The sequence below is a fragment of the Mesorhizobium sp. M0045 genome (assembly GCF_040323385.1).
Lineage (GTDB): Bacteria > Pseudomonadota > Alphaproteobacteria > Rhizobiales > Rhizobiaceae > Mesorhizobium.
The window spans coordinates 450,307-475,969 of the sequence record NZ_JAMYUY010000001.1; the positions used below are offsets into that span (position 1 = coordinate 450,307).

Below are 25,663 nucleotides of genomic sequence, written 5' to 3' on the forward strand. Positions count from 1 at the left end.
CAAACCACTCGGGTCGCCGAGACGGAGAGGGGGAATTGCGCTGACCATGTCATTGCGTGCGACCTTGTCCCGCCATCAAAGACATTTCATTCTTGCGAAGGCCCTCGCTGCCAAAGACCCCTCTCCGGCCGCTTTGCGGCCACCTCTCCCTCGCCCTGCGGCGCAGGAACCCAAGCCTATTGCGCATCCGCGTGCGTGCTCAATTCGGCCCTCTTCTCATCCGAGACAACGGCGAGGTCGAGCACCTTCTGCAATTCGGCCGCATGGCGGAACGACGGCTCGGCCTGAACGCCGTTGCGCACCGCATCGACAAAGCGCTGGTAGTTGGTCGCCACCGTTCCGGCGTCCAGAACTTGCCATTTGGCGTTCTCGACATCTTCGCCGATGCAGGCTTTCAGCTCCGAGCTGGTCAGATTGTGCACGACTTCGATGCCACCCTTGTCGCCGTAGATGCGCAGGCGGAGTTCGTTGAGATGGCCCGTCGCCCAGCGGCTGGCATGAACGACACCGAAAGCGCCATTGCTGAAATCCAGCGCCATGGTGAAACTGTCGTTGGCATCGAGCTCGTACTCGCCGATCCGGTTTTCGGGCGCCTTGTCGAAGGACCGCAGGCGGCAGAACACATGGTCGATGTCGAGTGCGGCGCCATAGCTGGCGAAATCGAGGATGTGGATGCCGACGTCGCCCAGCACGCCATTGGAGCCGTGGCCGCGCGACAGCCGCCACAACCATTTCGGATCGGTGCGCCAGTCGCCCCAGAACTTGGATACCAGCCAGCTCTGCAGATAGGAGGCCTCGACATGCCTGACCGTGCCGATCTCGCCAGCCAGCACCATGGCGCGCGCTCTCTGCAGCGGCGCGACATTGCGATAGGTCAGATTGACCATGTTGATGATGCCGGCTCGCTCGGCGGCATCGGCCATCTCAGTGGCCTTCTCGAAGTTTTCGGCCAGCGGCTTTTCGCAAAGCACCGGCTTGCCCGCCGCGATCAGCATCATGGTGGTCGGATGGTGGATGCGATCGGGCGTCACGTTCGCCACCGCGTCGAACTTGCCCCATGCCAGCGCCTCGTCCAGCGACGCGAAGCGGTTGGGGATGCCATAGATGTCCGAAAACTTGTCGACACGCGTACGGTCGAGATCGACGGCGCCGATCAGTTCGACGCCCTCGATCTTGCCGAACTGCCTGGCATGCTCCTCCGCCATCCAGCCCGTACCGAGTATCAACAGACGCATGATTCTTATCCTTAGGACAGGGCTTTATCTTCTTGTTCGATAATGGATTTGTCGTCTAGCGGAAGCCGGTTTCGCCGGCGGAATGAAGTTTTCCGCCACGCTCGACGATCGGCTCGAGCGCCTTTTCCACCGGTACGTTCGGCGCATCGAGGATGGCCGGATTGGAGCCTTGGGGGTTGTGCGCCCATCTCACCGCATTGCGCAGCACCTTGTGGACGTTGGCGTCGTGATAGGTCGGATACGTCTCGTGGCCGGGCCTGAAATAGAAGATGTTGCCGGCGCCGCGGCGATAGGTCAGCCCCGACCGGAACACTTCGCCGCCCTGGAACCAGGAGATGAACACGGTCTCGAGCGGCTCCGGCACGGCGAACTGCTCGCCATACATCTCCTCGTTTTCGAGCTCGAAATACTCGCCGATCCCGGCAGCGATCGGGTGGCTTGCGCTGGTCACCCAGAGCCGTTCGCGCTCGCCCGCCTCGCGCCATTTCAGCGTGCAGGGAGTGCCCATCAGCTTCTTGAAGATCTTCGAGAAATGGCCGGAATGGAGAACGATCAGCCCCATGCCTTCCCAGACGCGGCGCGCCACGCGCTCGACCACTTCGTCGGCGACGGCGCCATGGTCCTTGTGTCCCCACCACAGTAAGACGTCGGTCTCGGCGAGACGGTCGGCCGGCAGCCCATGCTCCTTCTGCTCCAGCGTCGCCCACGATACCGAAATCTCCGGGTCGAGCTTCAGCGCATTGGCGATCGTCGCATGCATGCCCTCGGGATAGATGCCGGCGACCACCTCGTTGGTCCGCTCATGAATATTCTCGCCCCAGACGACAGCGCGTATTGTCATGATGTCCTCGTGATTGTTTGAAGCTGGAGCCGCCCCTGCGGGTCAGTCATAATATCCTCGGCCGGGAATGAAAACCTCGAGATTGGCCCAAACGTCCCCCAGCGTCGTCATCCCAGGGCGAAGCAGGAGCGAAGCGACGTCGCGAAGACCCTGGGATCCATGCCGTGACTTCTATGCGCTGCGACGGTGCAGAACCTCGATGCAAGAGGGATAAGAGGTGAAAGGGATTGCGACAGAACGGCGTCAAATCTGCATCGTTGCATTCTTCGGCTGATGCAACGGCATGGATCCCAGGGTCTGCGCTTCCGCTTCGCGTCCGCTCCGCCCTGGGATGACGAAGCCGTAAAGGACCGCGAACGCCCTAAGCGCCGCGGCCCTCTTGGGCGACGCGTGTCAGCGGCTTTGACAGGCGCGGCACCACGACGAGCCGCTTGATCTTGCCCTTCTTGTAGGCGGCGAGAAAGCGGGCATAGTCCTTGAAGACGACGCAGCCATTGGATTCGGCGCGCCCGCCGCGCAGCATGTAGGTGTGGGCGAGCAGGCCGTCGCGGCCATATTTGTTGCTGCCGCTGGCAGGGGTGAGACGCAGGGCCTCGACGCCATGGAAGCGCGATTCCCGCAGCGTCAGATTGTAGGTGTCGGGCGGCGTCGGACCGACATTCTTCTTGTGAACGTAGCGCGGCTGGTCGACCATCGCGCCCAGTCCCGAATGTGCCTCCAGCCGTGAGCCGTCGGGCATATAGACGGTCTTGGCCGAGATGTCGTAGACGGCGACGCCGCTGCCCATGTTGGGCGTGGTGAACAGGTTCCTGAAGGCTCCGCCGAGTCCGCCGGAAGGCATGTCGGGCTTGGCATAGGCCAGCATGTCGCCGCCCTGCGTCTTCGACCGTTTGCCCGGCTTGCCCGACACCGCCGGCACTGCCGCTTGTGACGAATTGCGCGGCGACAGGCTGCCGGGTAGCGTCTCGACCGGCGGAGCGTCGGCCGTCTGGACCTTGCTCGCCCTGGATGCCTGGGCCCTGGATTTCTGGGGCGGCTCCGTTTTTGCTGCCTGGGCCTTTGATGCCTGATCCTTTGGCGCCCGGTCTTTCGAGGCTTGAGCCTGGGGCGCCGGCTCATCGATGTCCGCCTGCGGACGCAGCGTCGGCAGCGGAACGCTGTCGGGCATGTCGTCCTGCGGCGGCAGCGAGGCCAGTTGGACCTCAGGCTCTTGCGGCTCTTGCGAAGCTGCCGGCTCGCTTGCCACGACGGCTGCCGGGAGCACGTCGATCATCTGCTCCGGCAAAGTATTCGCCAGCGCCAGAGCCAGGCGCGACGAGCGTTCGATCTCCGCCACCTCCGGCCCGAAGCGCACCGATGCCGGGCCGTTCGGGTCGGGAATGCGTACCGGCTCGGCGAACCGGGCGGCGGCCGGCAGGCTTGCGAGCATGACGGGTGAGCCGGCACGGGCAAAGGCGGCGGCAAGCTTTTGCGGCGACAGCCCTGCTTTGGCCACCACGTCGTCGAAGCTCGATTGCCGCGATGCATCGGCGACGAGCGGCACCGTATTGCGCTTGAGACGCGCCGATTTTCCCTGGTGAACGAAATTCGACGCCGACCGCAGGCAGTTGGCATCGCACCCGTGCTGCAGCAGCTTGGCCGACAGCGCTGCGTTTGTCGCGGCCCATGTCGGGGCCTGCGCCTTTGCAAGGCTGCGGCGAGGATCGGCGAGCGCGATCGTGCGCGGCGCGAGCAGGCTTTGCGGGAGACCGTTGGAAGCGGCGGTGAGCGAGGTTCCCATCGAATAAAGGCCGGCCAAGGTCGCCACCGACCATAAAGCAATGGCTGCGCCGACGGCCGGAACCGCGACCCAGCGCAGGCCGGGCCTCATCGAAGTCAATCCAGTTGCAGGACTGTCACCCCGGGTTTTCGCACTTACAAACGCCATTCAACCACTCTCAATCGGCCGATGCCGGCTAGCGGATTTCGCAGCCGTGACATTCACAGTTCGCCTGGTGCCCCCAGCACGCTTCGCGTCTGTTGCCGATTGATTCAAAAGATGGACAAAGTTGGTTAACTAATCCCTCTACCGACCGCCGATTGGGCGACGGTCACACCGAAAAACGCCCTCCAAAACCTGCATAGTTGGCAAAACTGCCCTCCAATGATGACTTTGCTGCCCGTTTTTGTCGGCCGAGTCAAGAAAGCGAAATGACTAGACCTTGCTGGGCGGAGTCGGCATGGCTGCGAAAGTGAAGCCGGGCCGACCAGAATCTTGCGGCCGGCAGCCACCGTCATCAAGCCCCGGCGTTCGATCAGAACGGCGATTATCGACCCGGCACTTGTCGACCTGCCACTCGGGCGAATGAACGATTAACGTCTGAGAATTCGGGACAGCGGCAAGATGTTTGCCGCGCAGCAGCTGAATGTCGCCAAGTGCCGGAGCGGGATATCCAACACCTAGACCACAGCCACCACTATGTGAGCCTGAATTTTGGCAGTAACCTTGCCGCTGCCATGCCTGTCTGCAATGGCGGCTGCGGCATAGTCGGTTGCAGAGTCCAGCTTCCCCGCCTCTCTGGCCTCGATTTCGTTGCGAAGGAGAGTGCCCTGGCAATAAGCAACGGCCGGAAGGCGCGGCGAGGAGGCACGGCTTTGTTCGGCTCTCGTCTCGATCACCACACCGGAAAAACCTGCGTCCTCCAGCTCGCCACGGATCAGTGCCGTATCGTGGTAGCCATGCGGCGTGCGTGCCAGAAAGCGCGGCGGATCGTTCGGAAAAATCCTCGCCAGAGCATTCGTCACATCGTCGGCAAACACGTTCTCCTCGATGCGATCCCATACGCTGAATAGAAAATGTCCTCCGGGCTTCAGGACTCGCCGGGCTTCGCGGTAGGCAGATGAGCGGTTGGGAAAGAACATCGCGCCGAACTGACAACAAACGAGATCGAAGGCCGCATTTTCAAACGGTAGCGCCAGAGCATCCGCCTGACGCCATTTGATGCGATCGTCGGGAGCTTGCCGCGAAGCGGCGTAGTCGAGCATCGGCTGGTTGAGGTCGGTTACGACATAGCTTGCACCGGGCGACAGTTTTGGCGCCAATGCGCGGGTGACAACCCCGGTGCCCGCGGCGGTTTCCAGAACGGCGCTTGGCGACAAGGACGCTGCTCGCCGTGCAAGATCTGCGGCGAACGGCTCGAAAATCAACGGCACCATATAGCGGTCGTAGTTTTCCGGAATTGAGCCGGCGAATACCTTGTCCGTTTCCAACATTGCTATCCCCCGCCGTCCGTTTGATGGCTCGTCAGCATAGCATGGAATTGTTTGCTATTCGGTCGCATTCGACCGGGAGGCGGTTCGCTCCCGGAAGCTCCGAAACGCCGTGCTGCAATTATCTGCATATGTGTTAATATCTTATGGTCATGCGCATTGGTGCGTGGCCAAACATAAAATGGGAGGATGCGATGAAAACCATAAGTCGCAGGTCTGCAATCGCGCTTGGCGTGACGGCGGCAGCGGTGCCGCCTTTGTTCACGCTGGCGGCTGCTGCAAAGGTCAAGAAATACGGCCCGAAGGAAGGCAAGGAAATAGCCCCCGGCGTCAGATTGGTCGAGGTCGGCACCGGCAATTCCGATATCCCCGCTTACAAGAGCATCTCAATTGTCGACATAGTCTTTCAGCCCGGAGCAGCCGCCCCTCAAATGGTGATGGACAACGACATGGTGTGCACCATTGCTGCCGGTGAATTCACGATCAAGAAGGCGGACAAGGAATTCAAGCTTAGGGAAGGTGACGTGTACACCTGCGCCAAGGGCAAGACCGACGAGGCAGCCAATACCAGCAAGGTAGTCGGCATCCACCGCATCGCCGTCTTGATACCTGCCTAGCGCATGCCAGCGAAAACCGGCCCGCGTCCTCGTCCGGACGCGGGCCTTTTGATGAGGTGCGTGCTTATGAGCCGTTTCTCCCTCCGCCCGCTTTGCAAGCGTGCGCTATATTAGAAATCACGCAAGTTTCTGGATGACTGCACGCCGGTCTGCGGGCCTGCATTGGCGCCCCTGCATTGGCGCCCCTGCATCGCCGCATTCGCAGGCCGGCACAGCTGGCGTTTGGCTTCACGAACCGGCGCGGTGCTCCTCCCGCGCTGCCTCCCAGACCTCGCGCGCCGCGTCTGCGTTCAGCGCCGCAATCCCCAGGCCGACGATCAGATCCGGCCATGCCGAGCGCCATAGGAAGGCCGTCATCACTCCGGCCAGTATGATCGCGATATTGGCGACGGCGTCGTTGCGGGCCGAAAGGAATGCCGCCCTGGTAAGACTGCCGCTGTGACGGCGGTAGCGCGCCAGCATGTACGCGCACGACAGGTTGACCGCCAAGGCGCCCAACCCCGCCAGCGTCAGCGCTGCCGGCTGCGGCGGCACCGGCATGTTGAACTTTTCCCACGCGGTCCACAGCGTCGCCAGGCCGGGCACCAGAAGGATAAGCGCCAGCGCCATGCCGACCCGCGAGCGGGCACGCAGCGACCAGCCCATGGCGAGCAGTATCAGGAGATTGACCGAGGCATCTTCCAGAAAATCGACGCTGTCGGCGAACAGCGACACCGAGCCGATCGCCAGCGCCACGGCGAATTCGATGCCGAAGTAACCGAGGTTCAGCAGCGCGACGACAAGCACCACCCGGCGAAGGCCGTCCGACGTAATGGCTTGCTGCATGGTCTGTCCCGATGTGACGCCGTTAATGTTGTTGCTGGCCGTCCCGTTCCTCGACGTCTCGATCTCCCAGGCTTTGAGGCCAGCCTAGGCCGAACATGGCACGCCGTCACCAAACACCTGCGAGCCAAAACAGGACGGTCACCCTGTTTTGGGCGTGCCCTAATGCGCGTCGCTCGTCAGGCAAAGCCGGGAACCGGCTTGGTCTTGCCGCTCAGTTGCGCGCCCAGTGTCAGCGCCTGCGGGAAATTCCGGACGATCGCCGCCATCACTGTGGCGCTGCCGGGGCGAAGGGCAATTCCGGCAATAGCAGCGGCAGCGTAGACCCGGGTCGAAAACAGTCTTTTCCAAGCCGCCTCATAGCGTCTGGCGGCGGCCTCGCGTCCTGCCCGGCCACTTGGCGCGGATGCGAGTTCGCAAGCCAGCAGCCAGCCGGACTGAAGCGCCATCGAGATGCCCTCGGCGATGACTGGATGAGACTCTCCGGCTGCATTGCCGACGCGGAAGATGTCTCCTTCGTAGCAGGAGCGAATTCCCGGCCGGATCGGACCCGCGGCAAGCCACGGACCGTCGAGGTGCGCCGGTTCCAGGGAGCCTCGCACGCCCCGGCATGAATTCATGAGATGGCGCGAGACCACATCGGCGGCTGACACATGGCTCCGGTGTTCGGGGTCATGTTGTTTACGCAGCCGCGCGAGCACATCGCGGCGAATGCAGCACGAGATCGACAACCGTCCATGATCCGCCGAGACCATGCCGCCATAGCCGCCTGGAAAAGCCAGCAGAGGCATCAAGTCCGGTGCGAGCGACGACCCGGTGAAATGCGCCTTGAAGCCGAGCAAGTCCGACGACCGATTGGTCTTTGCGAGCTGGCTGGGTAATGGTCCCGGCTCCCAGGAGCCGTGTGCGGCGACAATCACCGGCGCACGCAACATCACCGCTTCATCCCCGGCCTGAACTCGTACACGTTGCATCTCACCATCCCGGTCGATGGCGACGGCGCGGCAGGGCTGGAAGATTTCGACGCCCGCCGATCGCGCCGCCTGTAGAAGCAGAGAGTCGAGAATGTCCCGGCCGAGCGCCCGGCCGAAGCCGTGTTTCGCACGAGACCCAGCTCCTGCACCAGGCATTGCAGCCTCGACGGAGGTCTCACCGAAAAACAAACCGACGCGGCGGATTTCGGGGCCGGCATTGGCACGCCAGGCATCGCCGATCTCCAGCTGGTCGAGAAGCGCAAGATTGCTTGCCGAGATGTATTCGCCGCAGACCTTGCGGCGCGGAAATGCGGTCTTCTCCACAATGGCCACGGCCCATCCGCGCCGGGCCAGCGTGAGCGCGACAGAGGTGCCCGCCGGGCCGGCGCCTATGATGATCGCATCATGGGTCGACAATCGCGTCATGGCTCGTTGCTGGCGCTGGCGCCGACGAAGATGTGGGAAAACGGGCCAGCGCGCCGTTCCTCGACCGGTTTGCCGTTGGCCGCAAGCCAGAGGCCGGAAAGCTCGCTGCCGCGAAAGCCGGCACGCACGCTCTGAGCCGCGTCGTTTCGTGTGACGTCGTTGGCGCCGATTGCCGGGAGAAGACGGGTCGCGGCCAGCGCCAGTTTCGCCCGCAGCGGCTCCGTCGCGATGAGCAACGGGGCTTTCGGCCTGATGAGCGAAAACAGACGCACGAGCTGCGCATCGTCGAGATGATGCAGAAACAGATTGACGGTGATGGCGTCGAACCGCACGCCCTCGATCTTTCCTGCCCAATCGAAGATATCGGCGGTAACGCCTTCGGCCTTCCATCCCAGGCTGTCGAAATCACCGCGCAATTGCGCGGTGACGAGGTCGACGCGGTCGAGCATCACCAGTTCGACCCCGGGCCAATGCCTGGCCATGCGCCGCGCCACCGCCAGCATGAAGGAGCCATCACCGGCGCCGATCTCCAGGATGCGGCGTGGCGGCGTTGGCACGAACCTCCTGAGCAACGACGTCATGATCGGCGCCTGAAACATCAGCATGTTGATGCGACGAAGGTCGCGGCGCGCGACAAGCGCTCGCGGATCGTCGGCCGCAAGTCCGTCGAGGATTTCCGGCGCAAGCTGCCGACGCTCCAGGCCGCTCATGACACCGTTCGAAAGAGCATGGTTTCCGCCGTCAATCCTGGTCCGAACGACATGCCGCAACCGAGCAGGCCGGGTGGCGCCTTCAACATCTCCTTCATCACGAACATGACGGTCGCGGACGACATGTTCCCATACCGGCGCAACACCTCGCGCGATGGGTCCAGCGCGGTGGACACCAGTTTCAGGGCCCTTTCGACGGCGTCGAGAACCGAACGTCCACCCGGGTGCACGGCCCAAAGGTCGATGTCTTCCGCCGATCGACCGCCGAGGATGGCGGCCTGGTTGCTCCGCAACGCTTCATGAATGGCTGCCGGAACCTGGCCGGAAAGAACCATTTCGAAGCCGTGGTCGCGAATGTTCCAGCGCATCAGCTCCCGCCGCTCCCTCGCCACCAGACAGTGAAAGCTATCGAGCTCGATGCCGGCCGGCTCGGCGGTCACGAGCGCGGCCGCGCAGCCGTCACCCCAAAGGCAGAACGACAGCAGCTTTTCGAGTTCAGTGGTTTCGCGCAGATGCATCGTGCAGAGCTCGATATTGACCAGCAGGACCTTGGCCTGCGGGTCGGAGCGGACGATGTGGCGGGCCAGCTTGAGGCCGTTGATTGCCGCGTAACAACCCATGAACCCGATCATCGTGCGTTCGACACTATCCGGCAGCCCACACCGGGCAACCAGTTCGAGATCGATGCCCGGCGCCGAAAAACCGGTGCAGGTGGTGACGATCAAATGGGTGATGCGGGAGGCGTCGTCGCCAAGCTGCAATCCGTCGATGCCCTTTTGCGCCAGAACAGGTGCTGCATCGTCGAACATTGCCATTCTCATCGCCGTTCCGGGAAACGCACCGCGGATGAAGGTCCCCGCCAGGTCGGCGGATGGTCCCGCCGGGTCGGACGCCGGCGCAAAGCAGGAATAGCGGTGCTCGATGCCGGCAACATCGGCCATGCGTTCGAAGATCCTCCGGCGATCGGCCGCGAGCATCGAGGCCGCAAAACGCAGGTAGAATTGATGAACCTCGTACTCCGGCACCGCTGTCGCGATCCGGTTGATATAGGCTTTGACGGGCATATTCTGTCTCCTCGGCGTATGGACGGTGTGCCGCCGGAGGGTCTTTGGTTATTGACACCGATGTCGAACACCGGATTGAGCTGTTCGATAAACGTTTCCGGAAACTGATTTCTTCCCGAAGGTTCAGTACGTGCTGTTGGCAGGCAAACGGTTGGAGCCGGCGGGCGGTTGCGTCGGGCATCCAAAATCGCCACATCATGTTGACCTTCCATTTACTGGAAGGTCTATTTCCTCCGACAAAGGAGATTTCCGCCATGAACATCGGCGTCGCATCCGAAAAATCCGGCCTGCCGGCCAAGACGATCCGCTACTACGAGGATATCGGGCTCTTGCACCCGGCCCGGACAGACAATGGCTATCGCGATTACTCGACGGCCGATATTCACCGGCTGCGCTTCCTGCAGCGCTCGCGAAGCCTGGGGTTTTCGGTCGACGAATGCCGCCAGTTGCTCTCGCTGTACCAGGACAGGGAACGTGACAGCGCCGACGTGAAGGCGATTGCGAAAGCCAAACTGGTGGAGATCGACAGGAAGATCGCTGAACTGGTCGGATTGCGCGGCTTGCTCCACCATCTGGTCAGTCACTGCCACGGCGACGAGCGGCCGGATTGCCCGATCATCGACGAGCTGGCGGGACAAGGCATGGCGCAGTGAGGCTCGCAGCTGCTGCAACAGTGCTGTCGCTTGCCTGCGTCTCTGTCGTGCTCGCCGCCGCCCATTCGGACCGTGATGCGATCATTGAGGCTCGCCAGACCTCGATGAAGGAAATGGCCGAGGCGGCAAAGACGATCGCCGGGATGTTCGACGGCAAGCGGGCATACGACGCCGCAGCCTTCAAGGCGGCGGCCGAGACCATCCGCGCCCGCACCGGCCCTGCCTTGATTGCCGAATTCCCCCGCGCGACGTTGGGTGCGCCTTCTGGCGCCAAGCCGGATATCGACCCCGCCCGCGCGGAGTTCGAAGCACTGGCTCGTCATATCGGGACGCTGGCCCGCGCTCTGGCCTCCGACGCCGAGCGGGCGCCGCCGCGCATCACCGACGACATGAGAATGGGGTCCGGCCTGGCGATGGGCGGTGGCAGCCTGCTTGGCAAGCGGCCGGGGCCGGCGGAAGCCGATCCCGCCAGCATTCCCGCCGAGCACCTCCTGCATCTCATCTTGCAGGATTGCTCGAGCTGTCACTCGAAGTTTCGGCAAAGGGTCGAGTGATGGCCAGCTGGACGCCAGCCGGCAAGATTCGACCATCGGTCCTGGGTCAGTTTCTGTGCCTAGTTGTGCCACCAGATCTTGTATGCCGAAATGACCAGGATTGCGGCCAAGATTGGCAAGAGGACTTGCTCCGGCACAATGCCGAGCAGCAAGCCCCCGATGAACGTTCCGACAATTGAACCCGCTGCCATGACAAGCAAGAACGTCTTGTTCCTGCCGATCACTGAAAAGCTTTGATCCCGGCTGTAGCGGGTGAAGCCCACGAGCATGGTTGGCAAGCTCACCGCAAGCGACAGAGAGCCCGCCAGCTTAATATCGGCGCCGAACAGGAGAACCAGTGTCGGGATAAGAAGCTCGCCTCCTGCCACGCCTAGCAGAGATGCCACGATGCCGATTGCAAAGCCGGCAATGATGCCGGCGACGATCAGTGCCGCACCACTGAACAGCGGTTTGCCTGTCGCGCTCGGATCGTGACCAAAGACCAGAACGATAGCGATCAACACCAGCAAACCGGCAATCACCTTGTAGAGCGTTTGCGACTTCAATTTCGTTGCCCATCCTGCTCCGAACCAAGCGCCTAGAAGGCTGCCGGCCAACAGATTGAGTATGATCGGCCATTGCGCCGCGACGGAAGGCAGCGGCACCGCCGCCGCTCGGAACGGCAATGCCGTGGCGACGACGACCAAACTGGTCGCCTTGTTCAGGATCACAGCTTCGAGGGCGGCAAAGCGAAACAGGCCAATCAGGAACGGAAGGCGGAACTCTGCCCCGCCAAGTCCAATCAGTCCACCAAGCGAACCGACGCCAGTTCCAATGATAAAGGGAAAGATTCCACGTCGAATTGTCATCCGCCCATATGCTGCGAAGGCATCGAAGTTTTCAACCAGCGCCACTTTATACGTTCCGCTCTGGCTTACTCAGCAGTCCATTCGAAGTTCCGGGAAAAGGTCGAGATAGCGTCAGCTCCGCAGCTGCTGATTCGCCATGAAACTGCGCCAGCCGCCAAAATGCGAGATCTCCTTTGCATCGGTGAGGCCGGCACTTTCGACGAGGAAGCCTTTTGGCGACGTTCCATCGTCGAGCAGAAGCGTCCCGATGCCGAGCGGCGGCGGGATCGCGGCGACGAAGCGCCCGAAGGCTTGCGGCGAGAGCCGCCAGACTTCGACCTCGATCGCTGTCCCCTTGCCATTGCAGGTTCGCTCGAGCCCCGGTCGCGGCACCGACTGGCCGGCAAGCGCGTAAAGCCGGTAGAGCGGCGCCGTTCTCGCAGCCCGGGCGAACATTGCGCCGAGCTGCTGCAGCTGGCCGTTCAGCGCCATGCCCGATAGATGCGCGCCGACCACGGCCAGCTCGATCGTGCCTTCATCCACGTCCGCGCGAGCATTGCCACGCGGCGGCAGCGGCCAGCCGGTAGCGCCCAGCGAAAGGCCACTTGCCGCATGCACGTCGCGCGCAAGCGACGCCGTCAGATGGTCCTTGCCCGCCGCGGCAAGCAAGGTGACGCTCATCGGCAAACCGTCGCTACGAGTTCCGGTCGGCACCGAAATGCCGCACATGTCGAGCAGATTGACGAAGTTGGTGTAGGTGCCGAGCCGGCTGTTGGTGACGATAGGGTCAGCCAACACCGCTTCAACCGTGTAATGCGTCGGCGCGGTCGGCACACAGAATAAGTCGACCGAGGCGATGACCGGCGCCAGCTTGGCCTTATAGCCTTGCAAGGCATGGAGCCCGTTGAAAGCGTCCGCCGCCGAAAGCTTTCGCGCACCGCCGATGATCTGCCGCGTCACCGGATGCATGCCCGCCTCGTTGGCTTCCATGAAGTCCTTGATCGCGGCGTAACGCTCCGCCACCCAGGCGCCCTCGTAAAGCAGATTGGCGGTGGCGTAGAAATCGCCGAACGGGATTTCAACCAGCCTGCAGCCCAGCTCTTCCAGCGCGGCAAGAGCGGCCTCGAAGCCCGCCTGCATCGCCTGGTCGCCGAAGAACGTCCAGTCGGCCCTGGCCGGCACGCCGACCGTCAGCACCGGCGGGCGCGCGGCAAGGGCCTGAATGGCGAGGTCACGCGAATAGGGATCGGCGTTGTCCTTTGCCGCCGCGATCTCGAATACCCTGTAGGCATCGTCGACGGTGAGCGCGAACACCGAGACGCAGTCGAGTGTCCGGCAGGCCGGCACGACGCCGGCGGCCGACAGCGCGCCGACGCTCGGCTTCAGCCCGATAATGTTGTTGAGGCCGGCGGGTATGCGCCCCGAGCCGGCGGTGTCGGTGCCGAGCGCGAACGAGACGATGCCGCGTGCCGTCGCCACGGCCGAGCCGCACGAGGAGCCGCCCGGCACCAGTTTTGGATCGATCGCGTTCCTCGGGATCGGATAGGGCGTGCGCACGCCGACGAGGCCGGTGGCGAACTGGTCGAGATTGCTCTTGCCGACGACCAGCGCGCCGGCGGCCTTGAGGCGTGCGACGACGTTGGCGTCTTTTACCGGCAAGTAGGCATATTCCGCACATGCTGCCGTCGTCGGCATGCCGGCGACATCGATGTTGTCCTTGACCGCGAATGGTACGCCCCACAGCGGCTTTGCCACGGGGTCGAACGGGCCGAGCTTTTCTGCTTCGGCAAGCATCTCCGCCCTGCTCACCAGATGAATGAAGATGCCCGGATCGTCGGCTGTCGCGAGCCGCGCATGGATCGTATCGATCACCTCGCCGATGCCGACGCCGGCCTGATAGGCGGCGTGCAAGCTCGCTATATCGAAGCGGATGTCGCTCATTTGGCCTCGTCCAGAATGACTACCGGCAGGTTCCACTGGATCAGTACGACGCAGCCGTCTTTTGTCCACACCGAATGCTCGGTTCCGACCGGGTTCAGGATCACGCTGCCCGCGGCATAATCGCCGTTCTCGTCGCTCTGTGTGCCTTCCAGCACGATGATCGTTTCCAGCCCGGCATGGCGATGACGCGGCACGCCGGCGCCCGCCCGGTAGTTCAGGATCGCCACCGACGGTTCCGTCGGTCCGCCCTTGAGCAGCCAATGCACCGTAATGCCATCGCGGAAATGCTCGAACGGCAGGTCGCGCCAGCCCCCTTGAATGAGAGCCCGGTATGCAATGTTAGGCATTGGAAATTCCCTCGAGCACCTGATCGGTCGTTGCGGTCCAGCCGACGATGGCGCCCTGCGCCCTGATCATGGCCAGCGCTGCCGCCTTGAACTCGGGAAAATAGCTCTCCGTCGCATCCTCGGCGAGCAGGCATTCATAGCCGCGGTCGTTGGCCTCGCGCATCGTCGTCTGCACGCAGACCTCCGTCGTCACTCCGGCAAAGACCAGTTGCTGTGCGCCGAGCCGCTTCAGGTCGTCGCCGAAGCTGGTGGCATAGAACGCCCCCTTGCCGGGTTTTTCGATGACGATCTCGCCAGGCAGTGGCGCAAGTTCATCGAGGATCGCCGTTCCCGGCTCGCCGACGATCAGCACGCGACCCATTGGACCGACGTCGCCGATCCGTATCGATGGGTTGCCGCGGTTGCGCTTGGCCGGCGGCAGATCCGAAAGGTCTGCCTTGTGGCACTCCATCGTGTGGATCACCGGCAGGCCGGCGGTGCGGAACCCCTCGATCAGTCTCTTCACAGTCGGCACAATCGCCGTGACCCGGCTGACGTCGTTGCCGAGGCTGGCGCCGAAGCCGCCCGGCTCGGCGAAATCGCGCTGCATGTCGATGACTACCAGCGCCATCGTCTCAGGCTTGAAGGCGAACGGAAACGGCAGCGCCTCGATCTCCGCCATCAATGATGTCCCGCCATGTGCTCGCCGATCGTCTGCACGCTCGCCTGCGCGATCGGCGTCTCGTAGACCAGCGCACCGTCGGACATGACGAAGATGCGGTCCGAAAGTTCAAGCAGTTCGTCGAGGTCCTCCGACATCAGAAGCACCGCGGCGCCGGCATTGCGCGCCTTCATGATACGGGCGCGGATTTCGGCCACGGCGGAGAAGTCGAGGCCGAAGCACGGGTTGGAGACGATCAGAAGATCGACTTCGCCGGTCAGCTCGCGCGCCAGCACCGCGCGCTGCACATTGCCGCCCGACAGCGACGAAATCGGCGAAGCGAGCGAGGCGGTCTTGACCTTGAACTGTTCAACCAGACGCGCCGCGTAGTCCCTGATCGCGCTCATCCTGATCCAGCTGACCGGCTTGCCGGCCTCGTCGAGGTCGAAGGTCCGGAAGGCCATATTTTCCGCGACCGTCATCTTCGGTGCGCAGGCATTGCGCAACGGTTCCTCCGGAATGAAGCGGACATTGAGCGTGCGCGCCTCGCTGCGGCTGGCGCCATAGGGCGAGCCCTTCACCAGAACGTCGCCGGCATTGCGCGCCCGCTGTCCGGCAAGGACTTCGAGAAACTCCTTCTGGCCGTTGCCGGAAATGCCGGCAATGCCGACGATCTCGCCGGACTTCACATCGAGCTCGCCGATGTCGATGGTTTTCAAGCCGGTGCGGTCGGGCGCCTTCAGCGACTTCACCGTAAGCACCTGCCGGGCTCCAGCCGGCACCGGAGCACGACTGTCGAGCGCTGAAATCGGCTGGTCGCCGATCATCATCGCCGCCATCTGCTTGTGGGAAAGGTCGGAGACCTTCCCGGTTCCGGTCAGTCTGCCCTTGCGCAGCACTGTGATGTCGTCGGCAAACGCCGTCACCTCGTGGAATTTATGCGAGATCATCAGCACCGTAAGGTCGCCGCTCCTTGTCATGTCGCGCACCAGCCCAAGCACCTCCTGCGCTTCGCCGGGAGTGAGCACCGAGGTCGGCTCGTCGAGCACCAGGAAACTGCGGCCGAGATAGAGCTGCTTGATGATTTCGAGCTTCTGCTTCTCGCCGGCCGCGAGTTCGGCCACCTTGACGTCGAGCGGCAGCTTGAACGGCATACGCTGCATGAATTGCGCAAGTGCGGCGCGCTCTTTGCGCCAGTCGATGACCCCGGGCACCTTCTCGCGCGAAATAACCAGATTCTCCGCGCCGGTCAGCGACGGGACGAGCGTGAAATGCTGATAGACCATGCCGAGCCCTAGCGCCGAAGCGTCCTTGGGACTGGCGATCGCGACCTCGCGGCCTTCGACCAGCATGTCGCCGGCGGTCGGGTGATAAAAACCCATCATGCATTTGACCAGCGTCGACTTGCCGGCACCGTTTTCGCCGAGCAGCGCATGGAACGATCCCGCCGGCACCTTTATCGAGACGTCGTCCAGCGCGGTGAAGGCGCCGAAGCGCATGGTCATGCCGATGGTCTCGACGCCGACGGCTTTCTTGGCTCCGCTCAAGATCGTGTCCTCACGGCAGCTGCGCGACGAAGGATGCCGAGTTCGACACCGCGCCGAACACGCCGCCCTGCATCTTGATCATCTTGATCGCGGCAAGATGGTTGCCGTAATCGGTCGCGCCGCAGCAATCCTCCAGCATCACGCATTCGAAGCCGCGATCGTTGGCCTCGCGCATCGTCGTGTGGACGCAGACATCGGTGGTGATGCCGGTCAGCACGATGTTTTCGATGCCGCGCTGGTGCAGGATCAGTTCGAGGTCGGTGGCGCAGAACGAGCCCTTGCCCGGCTTGTCGATGATCGGTTCGCCCACCGCCGGATAGAGGTCGGGGATGATGTCCCAGCCGGGTTCGCCGCGCACCAGGATGCGCCCGCATGGTCCGGGGTCGCCGATGCCGGCATTGATGCGGCGCGAGCGCCAGCGCTTGTTGGCCGGCAGGTCGGCGAGATCGGGCCGGTGGCCCTCGCGCGTGTGGATGATGGTGTAGCCCTTGGCCCGCATGGCTGCGAGCACCGACTTGATCGGCTCGATCGGCGCCCGCACCAGCGAAAGATCGTAGCCCATATGATCGACATAGCCGCCCGGCCCGCAGAAATCGGTCTGCATGTCGATGATGATCAGCGCCGTATTGTCTGGCCGCAGCTCGCCATTATAGGGCCATGGATAGGGATCGGCATCGATGTAGCGCTGGGTGATCTCGGCTCTGGCGTTCATCGGAAAAACTCCAGTTATTTGGTGATCGACAATTCGCCCGGCGCGCCGGCAAGCGAGCGGCTCGGCGACGAGGTGGCGATCATGATGATGAGCGTGAGGATGTAAGGCGCGGCGTAGAAGAGATAGTAGCCCTGCGTCACCCCGACCGATTGCAGTGCCGGGCCCAGCGCGCCCGCACCGCCGAACAATAGTGCCGCGGCAAAGCAGCCGAGCGGATTCCAGCGCGCGAAGATGACCAGCGCCACCGCCATCAGCCCCTGCCCCGACGAGATGCGTTCGGTCCAGCTGCCGGGATAGTAGAGCGACAGATAGGCGCCGCCGATGCCGGCGAGCGCACCGCCGACACCTGTCGCAAGCAGGCGCACGGTGTTGGGATTGAGGCCCATGGCGCGCGCCGCATCGGAGCTGTCCCCGACGACGCGCACGATCAGGCCGGCGCGCGTGTTGCGAAAGGCCCACCATAGGAACACGGCAAGTGCCGCACCAATCAGGAACAGGATGTTGACGCTGAGCGCCGCCTGCACCTGCGGAATATCCGACCAGCCACCGAAGGCGATGGCCGGCAGGTCTGGTGCCGAGGGCTGGATGAACGGCTTGCCGAAGAAGAAGGCGAGACCGGAGCCGAACAGCATCAGCGCGATACCGATGGCGATGTCGTTCACCCCGCGGAATTTGCAGATCCAGCCGTGGAACAGCCCGAAGCAAAGACCGGCACCTGCGGCAGCCAGCAGGCCGAGCCATGGCGAGCCGGTCATCACCGCGACGGCGTAGGCGGTCATGGCACCGAAGACCAGCGTGCCTTCGAGGCCGAGATTGATGCGGCCGGAGCGCTCGGTGATGGCTTCGCCGAGCGAGACGAAGATGAAGGGCGTCGAAACGCGGATGGCGCCGCCGAGAATGGCGAGCGGCACGCCCCACAGGCCGATCTCGGTCGCGTCCATCAGGAGCCCCTCTTCCACAGATCGGGATTGAAGACCTTGAAGCGGCCGTAAAAGGTTTCGCTGAACAGGATGACGACGAAGAGCATGCCTTGCAGCACCAGCACGGTGGCGTCGGGCAGGTCCATGCGGCGCTGTATCAGCCCGCCGGAAGCGCCGATGCCGCCGAGCAGGAAAGCGACCGGGATGATGGCGAGCGGATTGTGGCGGGCGAGGAAGGCGACGAGGATGCCCGTATAGCCATAGCCGGCGGCGAGCGAGGCGTTGGCGCTGCCTTGCACCGCGCCGACCTCCAGCATGCCGGCCAGCCCGGCAAAGCCGCCGGCGAGCCCGGTGAAGCCGACGATCAGCGGCCCGACAGCAAGCCCCTGCACCTGAGCTGCCCTGACATTGCCGCCGGCAATGCGGGCGGCAAACCCCCAGCGCGTCTTTTCGATCAGCAGCCAGGACAGGACGCAGGCGACGATACCGAGGATAAGGCCCCAGTGCACGTCCATGCCTGGAATGTTGCCGATGCGGTAGGCATCCGCCAGCGGCTCGGTCGAGGGTTTGTTGAGCGAAGCCGGATCGCGCAGCGGCCCTTCGACCAGATGGTTCATCAGCGCGATGGCGATATAGGCCATCAGCAGGCTGGAGATGGTTTCGTTGACGGCGCGGTAGTGGCGGAGTGCGCCGACGGCACCGACCCAGATGCCGCCGGCGACCACGCCCGCCACGCCCATCAGCAGGATGACCAGAAAAGCCGGCGCGCCATTCACTGCCACGCCGATGGCGGCGGCGGCAACACCGCCCAGCACGATCGCGCCTTCGCCGCCGATGACGACAAGGCCAAGTCGTGCGGGCAGCGCCACGCAGAGCGCTGCCAATAAAAGTGGTGCTGCCCGCGACAGCGAGTTCTGGATCGAGAACCACGAGCCGAAGCCGCCACGCCACATCGTCTCGTAGAGTTGCACCGGCGACTTGCCGACCAGCGCGATGAACACGCTGAACAGCGCCATGCCGACGATCAGCGCCGCGAGCGGTATGACGAAGGCTTCCGCCCGCCGCGCCGCCCATTCGAGCGCCGCCGGATAATTCCTGGCGCCAAACAGCGCCGGTGCGCCCGCAGTGCCGACCGTGTCTGCCATGGCCCCGTCTCCGATCCGGTTCAGGCGGTCGAACCGACGACGCCCTCGACCAGGTAGTCCATGCTTTCGAGTTCGAGCGCGGTCTCGACGAAGGCTTGGCCCTCGGTCGCGACGACGACGCCCTTGTTGCTCTTCAGCGGACCCTTGATGACGGAAAATCCGCCTTTCATCATTTCGGCCAGCGTGCCGTCGAACTGCTTGCGGGCGGCGTCGCCGACGGCGGGGCCGAGCGGGCTCATCTTGACGAAGCCGTCGGCCAGGCCGCCGCGCGTGAAATTGGGCAGCGGCGTGCCGGCCACCAGATCGTCGACGAACATCTTGTAGACCTTGGCCCAGTTCCATTCCGCGCCGGTCAGGTATTTTTCCGGCGCCAGCGGGCTCTGGTTGGCATGATAGCCGCAGACGAAGGCGCCACGCCCGGCCGCCGTCTCGACCACCACCTTGGGGCTGTCGACATGACAGGTGATGACGTCGGCACCCTGGTCGACCAGCGCATTCGCGGCCTCTGCCTCCTTGACCGCCAGCGACCACTCGCCGGTGAAGATCACCTGGCAGGTGATGGTCGGGTCGACCGAGCGCGCGCCGAGCAGGAAGGAATTGATGTTGAGCAGCACCTGCGGGATCGGCTTTGCCGCGACGAAGCCGAGCTTCTTGGTCTTGCTGGTGTGACCAGCGACGACGCCGTTCAGATACTGGCCCATGCCGATATAGCCGAAATAGGAACCAGCATTCATCGGATGCTTGTCCTTGTTCCACATGCCACCGCAATGGCGGAACTGCACGTCGGGGAATTTCGCGCACATGGCCAGCATGTGCGGATCGAAATAGCCGAACGAGGTCGGGAAGATCAGCGACGCGCCGTCGAGATTGATCATCGATTCCATCGTCTTCTGGACGTCGACGGTCTCCGGCACGTTCTCCTCTTCGACCACGGAAATGCCTGCGATCCCCTTCAGCGTGGCAGCGCCTTCGGCATGCGCCTGGTTGTAGCCGTAATCGTCCTTTGGCCCGACATAGATGAAGCCGACCGTGGCCGTCGCGGCGAAGGCCCTGCTGATCGGAAACGACGCGGACGCAAGACTTAGTGCCGCTCCGACGGCGGAGGTCTTGAGCAGCTCGCGACGGCTAAGCATGAATCTCTCGGACATTGAATGCTCCCTCTATGGGGCCTTTGGGGCCGGTTAACACCTCAATGAAAGAAGTGTATGCAATCAGCGTGCCAGTTTCAGAAATTGGATTTATTCAGCAATATCAATGAGCGTGCCGATGTGGACTGCACAAAGCCGGAGCAATTGCATACACTTTTTGCCTTCAAAATCGCCAATTTGACATGAAGGCTAAAACATAGGCATACAGAGCTGCGGAGGAATCGAAGCCGGTGAGTGGCTTACGGCTCTAGCGAAAAGACTGGACGGAGGAGACGTGTCGGGAAAGCGCAATTTGATCAGGTCGGGCACGACCGTCGATCAGATGGTGAGGGCGATCAGCGATCGGATCGTCACCGGTTTCCTGCGCCCAGGCGAAAAGCTCGACGAGGCCTCGCTCGCCGCCCGCTTCGACGTCTCACGCACGCCGATCAGAGAAGCGCTCAGCCGGCTCAGCGCCATGGGACTGGTCGAAAGGCGGCCGAACCGCGGCGCCACCGTCGCCGTGGTGACGCAGGAGCACCTCGCCTCGATGTTCGAGAGCATGGCCGAGCTTGAAGCGATCTGCGCGCGCTTCTCGGCCGAGCGTATGACGGCGGGCGAGCGCCGCACGCTGGAGGCCGAGCACCAGGCCTCGGCGCGCTTGGTGCAGCTCGGAGCCGAAGAAGAGTATGAGCTTTTCAACACCCAATTCCACACCCGGCTCTATCGCGGCGCCCACAGCAAGCACATTTATGAACTGACCGTCATGACCCGCGGCCGCCTGGCGCCGTTCCGGCGCGCGCAATTCATGCTGCCTGGCCGGCTGGCCCAGTCGTGGCAGGAGCATGACGCCATCGTCACCGCAATCATGCGCGGCGACAGTACGGCCGCCGGAATAGCCGCCAAGGATCATGTCTCGATCGTCAGCGAGGCGAGCGCCGTCTTTGCCCTCGGCGATCGCCCCAAAGGCTCGGCCGAGCCGGTCCCGACATCGGCTTCCTAGAGCATTTTGCAGCCAAGGGAATCACTTGGCGTCGCAGAAAATGCGGCTAAACAAACAGATAGAGCGGGATGGCCGTTGAACGCATCCCGCTCTAGCCCTCAATCGACCAGCACGGCGACCACGGCAGCGCAGTCGCCGGCCTTGACCAGCCCCGGAAAATGCCGCGCCGCCAACAGACCGGACATTTTGGCCCGGATCTCCTGCGGCGCGCCGCCGGTGCGGCCTATGGAATGGATACGTGCCAGCACCTGGTTTTCTGCAACTGGCTCGCCGAGATCGATCATCGTTTCGATCATCCCGTCGTCCTCGGCGAACGAGAAGCAATCGCCGGACGGCATGTCGAGCCAGCGGGTTGGCTGCATCTCGACCGCGCCGGCGACGATGCCGGCATGGCGCAGCACGTTGAGCACGCCGCGCCGCGCGATCCGCACCGTTTCGGCGCGCGAAGTCCCGCCGCCGCCGAGCTCTGTTGTGATGAACAGCTTGCCCATCTCCTCGGCGGCAGTGTCGAACATGCCGACCGCATCAATCTCCAGCATCTTCATCGACCAGGGCGCGGAGAACGCTTCGACCGCCGCGAACCCTTTCGCTTCCAGCACCTTGTCAGGCCGAATGTGGGCGGCGCAGAACGGCACGAAGTCGAGCGTCTTGCCGCCGGAATGGAAGTCGAGCGCGATGTCGGTGCGAGGCAGAAGTTCGCGCTGGAAATAATCGGCGATCTTCTCGGTCACCGTGCCGTCGGGCCGGCCGGGAAAGCTGCGGTTGAGATTGCCCTTGTCGATCGGCGAGGTGCGGGTGCCGGCGCGGAACGCCGGATAATTCATCGCCGGCACGATGATGACCGTGCCGCTGACGTCTTTCGGGTCGAGCGTACGGGCGAGGTCATAGAGCGCCAGCGGCCCCTCGTACTCGTCGCCATGATTGCCGCCGGTGAGCAATGCGCTCGGCCCCTTGCCGTTGCGGATGACGCAGATCGGGATCATCACCGATCCCCAGGCTGAATCGTCGCGGCTGTAAGGCAGGCGCAAGAAACCGTGCTGCACGCCGTCGCGTTCGAAATCGACGGTCGGCGTGATCGGTGACGGGCGAAGGCTGGACATCGGGCTCAATTCTTCACCACCAGTTTGCGCGGCACATTCGCCAGGCACTCGACGCCCGTCTCGGTGATCAGGATGGATTCGGTGATTTCCAAGCCCATCGTCTCAAGCCACAGGCCGGTCATAAAATGGAAGGTCATGCCGGGCTTCAACTCGGTGCGGTCGCCTGGGCGCAGGCTCATCGTGCGTTCGCCCCAGTCCGGCGGATAGCTAAGCCCGATCGGGTAGCCGGTGCGGTTGTCCTTGACGATGCCGTATCTCTTCAGCACCGCGAAGAAGGCGTTGGCGATGTCCTCACATGTGTTGCCGGGCTTTGCGGCGGCAAGTCCCGCCTCCATGCCTTCCAGCGTCGCCTTTTCGGCGTCGAGGAACTCCTGCGTCGGCTTGCCGAGGAAAACGGTGCGCGACAGCGGGCAGTGATAGCGGTTGTAGCAGCCGGCGATCTCGAAGAAGGTACCCTCGCCCGATTTCATCGGCCGGTCGTCCCAGGTCAGGTGCGGCGCCGATGCGTCGGCGCCCGACGGCAGCAGCGGCACGATCGCCGGATAGTCGCCGCCGACGCCGTCGACGCCGCGCGTGCCGGCATCGTAGATCTCGGCGACCAGGTCGCATTTGCGCATGCCGACTTCGATCTTGTCGACGATGCGCTGGTGCATCGCTTCGACGATGCGGGCGGCTTTGCGCATGTAGTCGATTTCGGTCGGGCTCTTCACCGCGCGCTGCCAGTTGACCAGCGCCGTGGCATCGACGAAGCGGGCATTGGGCAAGTGCTTCTGCAGCGATGCGAAGGCAGCGGCGGAGAACCAGTAATTATCCATCTCGACACCGATGCTGAGCTTCCCCCAGCCGCGATCGGAGAGCACGCCGGACAGAAAATCCATCGGATGGCGCTCGGTCGACTGCACGTAGTTGTCGGCATAGCCGACGATGTTGTCGTGCGCGAGATAGGCGGTGCGCTTGGCGCCGTTGGCGTCCTGGCCGCGCCCGTACCACACCGGCTCGCCCGACGGCGGCACGATGACGGCCTGGTGCACATAGAACGACCAGCCGTCATAGCCGGTCAGCCAGGCTATGTTGGACGGATCGCTGACAATCAGCAGATCGACGCCCTTGGCCTCCATCGCCTTCCGCGTCTTGGCGAGGCGCTCCGCATATTCGCCGCGCGAGAATTTCAAATTTGGCTGCATTGTTCTTGGTCCTCGTTTGTTGGGCCTTGCGGCCAGCATCAGCTTTCGAAAATCGTACCCGTCTTGGCCGCACGCGCCCGGTCGCGGGCGAGCGTGGCGATTGCCGTGTCCTGCACGCCTGTGCCCGTCAGATCGGCAATGGTGATGTCGCTGCCCGAGCGCCGCCCATGCCTTTCGCCGGCGATGATGTGGCCAAGCTCGGTGATTTCGGCATCGGCCGCCATCACGCCCGCCGCTATAGCATGGTGCAGTTCGCCCAGGCGCCGCGTCTGCTTGGCGCTGTCAGCGACGTAGAGATCGGCCATGCGCAGGATCGCCGGCGCGATCTCGTTCTTGTGCTCGGCATCCGAGCCCATGGCAGTGATATGCTGGCCGGCGGAGACGAAGCCGGCCTTGATCAGCGGCTCGGTCGACGGCGTCGTGGTGACGATGATGTCGGCATCGGCCGCAGCCTTTGCCGCGTCGGGCTCGGCGTGAACGGCGATGCCCAGTCTTTCGGACAATGCGTCTGCCGCAGCTTCGGCCTTGGCGGCATCCCTTGCCCAGATGCGGGCTTCCGTGATTGGCCGCACCAGCATCAGCGCCTCGAGCTGCAGTCCGGCCTGAACACCGGCGCCGAAGATCGCGGCGACGGAGGAGTCCGCCCGCGACAGATGTTTGGCGGCGACCGCACCGGCGGCGGCGGTGCGGATGTCGGTGAGATAGCCATTGTCGAGCAGCAGCGCCTCGACCAATCCGGTTTTGGACGACAGCAGCACCATCATGCCGTTGACGCTGGGCAGGCCGAGCTTCGGATTGTCGAAGAAACCTGGGCTGATCTTGATCGCAAAACCGTCGATGCCCGGCACATAGGCGGTCTTGACGTCGACCTCGCCGCGATGCTCTGGAATGTCCAGGCGCAGGATTGGCGGCATCGCCACCGGCAAGGTAGCGAGCGCCCGAAACGCGTTCTCGACGCAGGCGACGGCATCAAGATCCAGCTTCACGATCTTGCGCAATTCGGCTTCGGTGAGGATCGTCATCCGGCTCATGCTGCGCTCTCCGCAATTGCTTCGCCGCAGATGATCTCGCGGTGCAGTGTCATATCGATGTTGCGGCCGGACAGCACGAGCACCGTCGGGCCGCTCGCCCTGACCTTGCCGGCAAGCACGGCTGCGATGCCGACTGCGCCGGCGCCTTCGACGATCTCGCGCTCCTGTTCATAGGCATGGCGGATGCCGGTGGCGATCTCGTCCTCGCTTAGCAGGATCACATCGTCGAGCAGGTCGCGGCACATGGAAAAGGTCAGTCGGTTGTCGAGGCCGATGCCGCCGCCGAGCGAGTCCGCCAGCGTCGGCAGTTCCTCGACCAGCACCGGGTGCCCGGCATCGAGGCTCGCCTTCATCGCCGCACCGCGCGCCATCGAGACGCCGACGACCTTCGTTGCCGGGCTGACGCCCTTAACGGCAGCGGCAACGCCCGCCGCCAGTCCACCGCCGGACAGCGGCACCAGCACCAGGGCGGCATCAGGAACCTGTTCGATAATCTCCAGCCCGAGGGTGCCTTGCCCGGCGACGATGGCAGGATGGTCGAAGGGCGGCAGCATGATCAGCCCGTCTTCCGCGACCAGCCGTTCGACCTCCCGCTGCGCATCGTCCTGGCTGTTGCCGACGATGCGGATCTCGGCGCCGAGCCGGCGGATCTCGTCGAGCTTGTTCTGCGGCACCAGCCGCGACATGCAGATCGTCGCATGGATGCCTTGCAGTTGTGCGGCATAGGCAAGCGCCCGGCCGTGATTGCCGGTCGAGGCGGCGACGACGCCGCGCGCCTTCTCCTCTTCTGTCAGCGAAGCGATAGCGTTCGAGGCACCGCGCAGCTTGAAGGCGCCGGTGGTCTGCCGATGTTCGAGCTTGAGATAAACAGGAGCGTCCAAGTGCTGGGAAAGACTCCGGGAAGGAACGGTCGGCGTACGCTCGATCTTGTCTGCGATGCGCTCGCGCGCGGCGCGGATATCGGGGAGGCTTATCTGGGAAGCGGTCATGGCTC

25 protein-coding genes are annotated in these 25,663 nt (G+C 63.6%); 4 read left to right on the forward strand and 21 right to left on the reverse strand.

The window, feature by feature from the left end; all coding sequences use genetic code 11:
- Window positions 1-176 precede the first annotated feature (176 nt).
- The 4 genes from NKJ72_RS02315 to NKJ72_RS02330 all read right to left on the reverse strand — a co-directional run bounded on the left by NKJ72_RS02315 (window position 177) and on the right by NKJ72_RS02330 (window position 5,328).
- Entirely contained in the window at window positions 177-1,235 is a 1,059-nt protein-coding gene (locus tag NKJ72_RS02315; protein WP_352475655.1) for a Gfo/Idh/MocA family protein, read from the reverse strand.
- Between the two features lie 55 nt (window positions 1,236-1,290).
- On the reverse strand, window positions 1,291-2,076 hold the full coding sequence (locus NKJ72_RS02320) for a ThuA domain-containing protein (RefSeq protein WP_352475656.1): 786 nt from the start codon (window positions 2,074-2,076) through the stop codon (window positions 1,291-1,293).
- 361 nt (window positions 2,077-2,437) lie between these two features.
- Window positions 2,438-3,946: a tlde1 domain-containing protein gene (locus NKJ72_RS02325; protein ID WP_352475657.1), complete on the reverse strand. Its 1,509-nt coding sequence runs from the start codon at window positions 3,944-3,946 to the stop codon at window positions 2,438-2,440.
- Between the two features lie 569 nt (window positions 3,947-4,515).
- Complete coding sequence (locus NKJ72_RS02330) at window positions 4,516-5,328, reverse strand: class I SAM-dependent methyltransferase (RefSeq protein WP_352475658.1); 813 nt, start codon at window positions 5,326-5,328, stop codon at window positions 4,516-4,518.
- Window positions 5,329-5,519: 191 nt separating this feature from the next.
- On the opposite strand from NKJ72_RS02330, the gene NKJ72_RS02335 reads away from it, so the two are divergent.
- On the forward strand, window positions 5,520-5,942 hold the full coding sequence (locus tag NKJ72_RS02335) for a hypothetical protein (protein WP_352475659.1): 423 nt from the start codon (window positions 5,520-5,522) through the stop codon (window positions 5,940-5,942).
- 228 nt (window positions 5,943-6,170) lie between these two features.
- Here the strand turns inward: NKJ72_RS02335 and NKJ72_RS02340 are convergent, their stop codons facing one another.
- From NKJ72_RS02340 to NKJ72_RS02355, 4 genes are all read right to left on the reverse strand, one after another.
- Complete coding sequence (locus NKJ72_RS02340; protein WP_352475660.1) at window positions 6,171-6,767, reverse strand: cation efflux transmembrane domain-containing protein; 597 nt, start codon at window positions 6,765-6,767, stop codon at window positions 6,171-6,173.
- A gap of 176 nt (window positions 6,768-6,943) precedes the next feature.
- On the reverse strand, window positions 6,944-8,164 hold the full coding sequence (locus tag NKJ72_RS02345; protein ID WP_352475661.1) for an NAD(P)/FAD-dependent oxidoreductase: 1,221 nt from the start codon (window positions 8,162-8,164) through the stop codon (window positions 6,944-6,946).
- The gene (locus NKJ72_RS02350; RefSeq protein WP_352475662.1) at window positions 8,161-8,874 is read right to left on the reverse strand and encodes a methyltransferase domain-containing protein; all 714 of its coding nucleotides are present in this window, start codon (window positions 8,872-8,874) and stop codon (window positions 8,161-8,163) included. The genes NKJ72_RS02345 and NKJ72_RS02350 overlap by 4 nt, the downstream gene beginning before the upstream one ends.
- Entirely contained in the window at window positions 8,871-9,938 is a 1,068-nt protein-coding gene (locus NKJ72_RS02355; protein ID WP_352475663.1) for a type III polyketide synthase, read from the reverse strand. Before NKJ72_RS02355 ends, NKJ72_RS02350 begins: the two co-directional genes overlap by 4 nt.
- 254 nt (window positions 9,939-10,192) lie before the next feature.
- On the opposite strand from NKJ72_RS02355, the gene cueR reads away from it, so the two are divergent.
- Together cueR and NKJ72_RS02365 are read left to right on the forward strand one after the other, a co-directional pair.
- The gene (gene cueR / locus NKJ72_RS02360; RefSeq protein WP_352475740.1) at window positions 10,193-10,591 is read left to right on the forward strand and encodes a Cu(I)-responsive transcriptional regulator; all 399 of its coding nucleotides are present in this window, start codon (window positions 10,193-10,195) and stop codon (window positions 10,589-10,591) included.
- Window positions 10,588-11,145, forward strand: coding sequence for a cytochrome c (locus NKJ72_RS02365; protein ID WP_352475664.1), 558 nt, complete (start codon window positions 10,588-10,590; stop codon window positions 11,143-11,145). Before cueR ends, NKJ72_RS02365 begins: the two co-directional genes overlap by 4 nt.
- A gap of 59 nt (window positions 11,146-11,204) precedes the next feature.
- Here the strand turns inward: NKJ72_RS02365 and NKJ72_RS02370 are convergent, their stop codons facing one another.
- The 9 genes from NKJ72_RS02370 to NKJ72_RS02410 all read right to left on the reverse strand — a co-directional run bounded on the left by NKJ72_RS02370 (window position 11,205) and on the right by NKJ72_RS02410 (window position 20,372).
- On the reverse strand, window positions 11,205-11,993 hold the full coding sequence (locus NKJ72_RS02370) for a sulfite exporter TauE/SafE family protein (protein ID WP_352475741.1): 789 nt from the start codon (window positions 11,991-11,993) through the stop codon (window positions 11,205-11,207).
- A 111-nt stretch (window positions 11,994-12,104) separates the two neighbouring features.
- Window positions 12,105-13,913 (reverse strand): allophanate hydrolase, encoded by a 1,809-nt coding sequence (atzF, locus tag NKJ72_RS02375; protein WP_352475665.1) that lies wholly within the window; start codon window positions 13,911-13,913, stop codon window positions 12,105-12,107.
- The gene (locus tag NKJ72_RS02380) at window positions 13,910-14,260 is read right to left on the reverse strand and encodes a cupin domain-containing protein (protein ID WP_352475666.1); all 351 of its coding nucleotides are present in this window, start codon (window positions 14,258-14,260) and stop codon (window positions 13,910-13,912) included. The genes atzF and NKJ72_RS02380 overlap by 4 nt, the downstream gene beginning before the upstream one ends.
- Complete coding sequence (locus tag NKJ72_RS02385) at window positions 14,253-14,921, reverse strand: cysteine hydrolase family protein (RefSeq protein ID WP_352475667.1); 669 nt, start codon at window positions 14,919-14,921, stop codon at window positions 14,253-14,255. Before NKJ72_RS02385 ends, NKJ72_RS02380 begins: the two co-directional genes overlap by 8 nt.
- Window positions 14,921-16,405 (reverse strand): ABC transporter ATP-binding protein, encoded by a 1,485-nt coding sequence (locus NKJ72_RS02390; RefSeq protein ID WP_352475742.1) that lies wholly within the window; start codon window positions 16,403-16,405, stop codon window positions 14,921-14,923. The genes NKJ72_RS02385 and NKJ72_RS02390 overlap by 1 nt, the downstream gene beginning before the upstream one ends.
- A gap of 52 nt (window positions 16,406-16,457) precedes the next feature.
- On the reverse strand, window positions 16,458-17,159 hold the full coding sequence (gene biuH, locus NKJ72_RS02395; RefSeq protein WP_254819471.1) for a biuret amidohydrolase: 702 nt from the start codon (window positions 17,157-17,159) through the stop codon (window positions 16,458-16,460).
- 14 nt (window positions 17,160-17,173) lie between these two features.
- Window positions 17,174-18,100, reverse strand: a complete 927-nt coding sequence (locus tag NKJ72_RS02400; protein WP_352475668.1) for an ABC transporter permease — start codon at window positions 18,098-18,100, stop codon at window positions 17,174-17,176.
- Window positions 18,100-19,224: an ABC transporter permease gene (locus NKJ72_RS02405; RefSeq protein ID WP_254819473.1), complete on the reverse strand. Its 1,125-nt coding sequence runs from the start codon at window positions 19,222-19,224 to the stop codon at window positions 18,100-18,102. The genes NKJ72_RS02400 and NKJ72_RS02405 overlap by 1 nt, the downstream gene beginning before the upstream one ends.
- A 20-nt stretch (window positions 19,225-19,244) precedes the next feature.
- Window positions 19,245-20,372 carry a BMP family ABC transporter substrate-binding protein gene (locus NKJ72_RS02410; protein WP_254819474.1) on the reverse strand — a complete coding sequence of 376 codons (1,128 nt, stop codon included), beginning with the start codon at window positions 20,370-20,372 and terminating at the stop codon, window positions 19,245-19,247.
- Between the two features lie 322 nt (window positions 20,373-20,694).
- Here NKJ72_RS02410 and NKJ72_RS02415 point away from each other — a divergent pair, with 322 nt between their 5' ends.
- Window positions 20,695-21,354 carry a GntR family transcriptional regulator gene (locus tag NKJ72_RS02415; RefSeq protein WP_352475743.1) on the forward strand — a complete coding sequence of 220 codons (660 nt, stop codon included), beginning with the start codon at window positions 20,695-20,697 and terminating at the stop codon, window positions 21,352-21,354.
- A gap of 98 nt (window positions 21,355-21,452) precedes the next feature.
- On the opposite strand, the gene doeB is transcribed toward NKJ72_RS02415, so the two are convergent.
- Genes doeB through eutB form a run of 4 tightly spaced genes read right to left on the reverse strand, consistent with a single transcriptional unit; the run spans window position 21,453 to window position 25,658 of the window.
- Window positions 21,453-22,454, reverse strand: a complete 1,002-nt coding sequence (gene doeB, locus NKJ72_RS02420) for a N(2)-acetyl-L-2,4-diaminobutanoate deacetylase DoeB (protein WP_352475669.1) — start codon at window positions 22,452-22,454, stop codon at window positions 21,453-21,455.
- Window positions 22,455-22,459: 5 nt separating this feature from the next.
- Entirely contained in the window at window positions 22,460-23,638 is a 1,179-nt protein-coding gene (gene doeA / locus NKJ72_RS02425; protein WP_352475670.1) for an ectoine hydrolase DoeA, read from the reverse strand.
- A 38-nt stretch (window positions 23,639-23,676) separates the two neighbouring features.
- Window positions 23,677-24,669, reverse strand: a complete 993-nt coding sequence (locus tag NKJ72_RS02430; RefSeq protein ID WP_352475671.1) for a cyclodeaminase — start codon at window positions 24,667-24,669, stop codon at window positions 23,677-23,679.
- Entirely contained in the window at window positions 24,666-25,658 is a 993-nt protein-coding gene (gene eutB, locus NKJ72_RS02435; RefSeq protein ID WP_352475672.1) for a hydroxyectoine utilization dehydratase EutB, read from the reverse strand. Before eutB ends, NKJ72_RS02430 begins: the two co-directional genes overlap by 4 nt.
- Window positions 25,659-25,663: the final 5 nt, after the last annotated feature.

Coding starts and splice junctions, on each gene's coding strand:
- NKJ72_RS02315 (WP_352475655.1), bottom strand. CDS start 1,235: ATGCGTCTGTTGATACTCGGTACGGGCTGGATGGCGGAGGAGCATGCC.
- NKJ72_RS02320 (WP_352475656.1), bottom strand. CDS start 2,076: ATGACAATACGCGCTGTCGTCTGGGGCGAGAATATTCATGAGCGGACC.
- NKJ72_RS02325 (WP_352475657.1), bottom strand. CDS start 3,946: ATGAGGCCCGGCCTGCGCTGGGTCGCGGTTCCGGCCGTCGGCGCAGCC.
- NKJ72_RS02330 (WP_352475658.1), bottom strand. CDS start 5,328: ATGTTGGAAACGGACAAGGTATTCGCCGGCTCAATTCCGGAAAACTAC.
- NKJ72_RS02335 (WP_352475659.1), top strand. CDS start 5,520: ATGAAAACCATAAGTCGCAGGTCTGCAATCGCGCTTGGCGTGACGGCG.
- NKJ72_RS02340 (WP_352475660.1), bottom strand. CDS start 6,767: ATGCAGCAAGCCATTACGTCGGACGGCCTTCGCCGGGTGGTGCTTGTC.
- NKJ72_RS02345 (WP_352475661.1), bottom strand. CDS start 8,164: ATGACGCGATTGTCGACCCATGATGCGATCATCATAGGCGCCGGCCCG.
- NKJ72_RS02350 (WP_352475662.1), bottom strand. CDS start 8,874: ATGAGCGGCCTGGAGCGTCGGCAGCTTGCGCCGGAAATCCTCGACGGA.
- NKJ72_RS02355 (WP_352475663.1), bottom strand. CDS start 9,938: ATGCCCGTCAAAGCCTATATCAACCGGATCGCGACAGCGGTGCCGGAG.
- cueR (WP_352475740.1), top strand. CDS start 10,193: ATGAACATCGGCGTCGCATCCGAAAAATCCGGCCTGCCGGCCAAGACG.
- NKJ72_RS02370 (WP_352475741.1), bottom strand. CDS start 11,993: ATGACAATTCGACGTGGAATCTTTCCCTTTATCATTGGAACTGGCGTC.
- atzF (WP_352475665.1), bottom strand. CDS start 13,913: ATGAGCGACATCCGCTTCGATATAGCGAGCTTGCACGCCGCCTATCAG.
- NKJ72_RS02380 (WP_352475666.1), bottom strand. CDS start 14,260: ATGCCTAACATTGCATACCGGGCTCTCATTCAAGGGGGCTGGCGCGAC.
- NKJ72_RS02385 (WP_352475667.1), bottom strand. CDS start 14,921: ATGGCGGAGATCGAGGCGCTGCCGTTTCCGTTCGCCTTCAAGCCTGAG.
- NKJ72_RS02390 (WP_352475742.1), bottom strand. CDS start 16,405: ATGACCATGCGCTTCGGCGCCTTCACCGCGCTGGACGACGTCTCGATA.
- biuH (WP_254819471.1), bottom strand. CDS start 17,159: ATGAACGCCAGAGCCGAGATCACCCAGCGCTACATCGATGCCGATCCC.
- NKJ72_RS02400 (WP_352475668.1), bottom strand. CDS start 18,100: ATGGACGCGACCGAGATCGGCCTGTGGGGCGTGCCGCTCGCCATTCTC.
- NKJ72_RS02405 (WP_254819473.1), bottom strand. CDS start 19,224: ATGGCAGACACGGTCGGCACTGCGGGCGCACCGGCGCTGTTTGGCGCC.
- NKJ72_RS02410 (WP_254819474.1), bottom strand. CDS start 20,372: ATGTCCGAGAGATTCATGCTTAGCCGTCGCGAGCTGCTCAAGACCTCC.
- NKJ72_RS02415 (WP_352475743.1), top strand. CDS start 20,695: ATGGTGAGGGCGATCAGCGATCGGATCGTCACCGGTTTCCTGCGCCCA.
- doeB (WP_352475669.1), bottom strand. CDS start 22,454: ATGTCCAGCCTTCGCCCGTCACCGATCACGCCGACCGTCGATTTCGAA.
- doeA (WP_352475670.1), bottom strand. CDS start 23,638: ATGCAGCCAAATTTGAAATTCTCGCGCGGCGAATATGCGGAGCGCCTC.
- NKJ72_RS02430 (WP_352475671.1), bottom strand. CDS start 24,669: ATGAGCCGGATGACGATCCTCACCGAAGCCGAATTGCGCAAGATCGTG.
- eutB (WP_352475672.1), bottom strand. CDS start 25,658: ATGACCGCTTCCCAGATAAGCCTCCCCGATATCCGCGCCGCGCGCGAG.